The sequence below is a fragment of the Rhodococcus sp. LB1 genome (assembly GCF_001583455.1).
Taxonomy (GTDB): domain Bacteria; phylum Actinomycetota; class Actinomycetes; order Mycobacteriales; family Mycobacteriaceae; genus Rhodococcus_F; species Rhodococcus_F opacus.
The window spans coordinates 1-1,788 of the sequence record NZ_LTCZ01000337.1 but is presented as its reverse complement, the minus strand read 5'-3'; the positions used below and the strand labels follow the sequence as shown (position 1 = coordinate 1,788).

At 65.2% G+C, this 1,788-nt stretch carries 1 protein-coding gene; it reads left to right on the top strand.

Annotated features, from left to right (window positions below; all coding sequences use genetic code 11):
- Window positions 1-67: 67 nt before the first annotated feature.
- A partial coding sequence (locus AZG88_RS34735; RefSeq protein WP_061700369.1) for a CocE/NonD family hydrolase occupies window positions 68-1,788 on the top strand: 1,721 nt, incomplete at its 3' end.

Below are 1,788 nucleotides of genomic sequence, written 5' to 3'. Positions count from 1 at the left end.
GCACTGTCGATGGCCGTCGACGGCGGCGTCACGGCGTTCTGAGCCGGGAAGGAGCGCGGTAAGCGCCATGAACGTGGTCATCGAGAAGAACCTTATGGTCGCGATGCGCGACGGCGTCGAACTCGCCACCGATGTCTATCGACCGCACGGCGATGGACCGTTTCCCACCTTGGTCGAGCGCATCCCGTACAACAAGGAAGTCTACGGGATGATCAGCGGTTGGGTGGACGTGCTACGCGCAGCGCGAGAGGGATTCGCGGTCGTCGTCCAGGACACGCGAGGCCGGTACCAGAGCGGCGGGAACTTCCGCCCGTTCGCCGACGAGAAAGCCGACGGCGCGGATACCGTCGCCTGGGCAGCCGGTCAAGCCTGGTCGACCGGGTCGGTGGGGATGTTCGGCAGCTCCTACACGGGCGCCACGCAATGGTTGGCCGCGGCCGAGAGACCGCCCGCCCTTGCCACGATCTCCGCGGCCGTCGCCGGTAGCGAGAACTACGACAACTGGTTGTACCAGGGCGGCGCACTACGGCTGGGATTCGCTCTGCAGTGGGTCACGTCCTCGCTCGGCATGGGTGAACTGGCGCGCTCCGCATCTCGCGACACGAAGCTCATTGGGAGATTGCTGCGCATGCTCGACGCCATGGACGACGTGTTCTCTACGCTACCGATACGTGACCATCCGGTCCTGACCGATATCGCGCCGTACCTCACGGAATGGCTGGACCATCCGGAGCGCGACAACTACTGGGAGCGTCTCTCGGCCCGAAACACGGTCGTCACGAACCTCCCGGTGTTGAACATCGGGGGATGGTACGATCTCTTCTTGGGTGGAACCTTGCAGAATTACCTCGCCCTTCGCGCTCGTTCGAAAGATCCTGACGCGCACCGGCAGCGACTGATCATCGGTCCGTGGGCCCACGGCGCGGCCAGCGGAGTGTTTCCCGAGCGATCCTTCGGAGTGCGGGCGGGTTACGACGGGGCCGACATCACCGGTGCCCAATTGGACTGGTTCCGAGAACATCTGGCGGGCACACCGCCCGAGACGCCGTCCAGCCCGGTGCGCATCTTCGTCATGGGCCCCAATGTCTGGCGCGACGAGCCGGACTGGCCCCTGCCGGACACGGACTACGTCGATTACTTTCTCGGCAGTGTCGGTCACGCGCGGACGAGCAACGGTGGCGGCACTCTGTCCACCTCCACCGAATCCGACTCGGAGCCGGCGTCGGAGTCAGATTCCTTCGTGTATGACCCGGCCGACCCGGTCAGGACGTGCGGCGGCGCGACCTATCTTCCGGGCCTATTCATCGGAGCCAACGCGGGTCCGCGAGACCAGACGCCGACCGAAAGTCGTGACGACGTGTTGTGTTACACGAGCGAACCGCTGAACCGGCCGTTGGAAGTGACCGGTCCGGTCCGAGCGAGACTGTTCGTCTCATCGAGCGCGGTCGACACCGACTTCACAGCGGCATTGGTTGACGTCGATCCGGCGGGGCGGGCCGAACTCGTGTGCGATGGCATCCTTCGGTGCCGCTACCGGAACTCGACCACGCAGCCTGAATTCCTTGACCCTGGGATGGTTTACGAGATCGAAGTGGACCTCGTGGCCACCGCGTACGTGTTCGCCGCGGGGCACCGGCTGCGACTCGACGTATCCAGCAGCAATTTCCCGAAGTTCGACCGCAATCCGAACGCGGCCGTGCCGGTGGCTGACGCGCGGGCCGGCGACGTGGTGGTCGCGACCAACACCGTGTGGCACGGCAGCACTCGACCGTCGAGACTCGTGCTTCC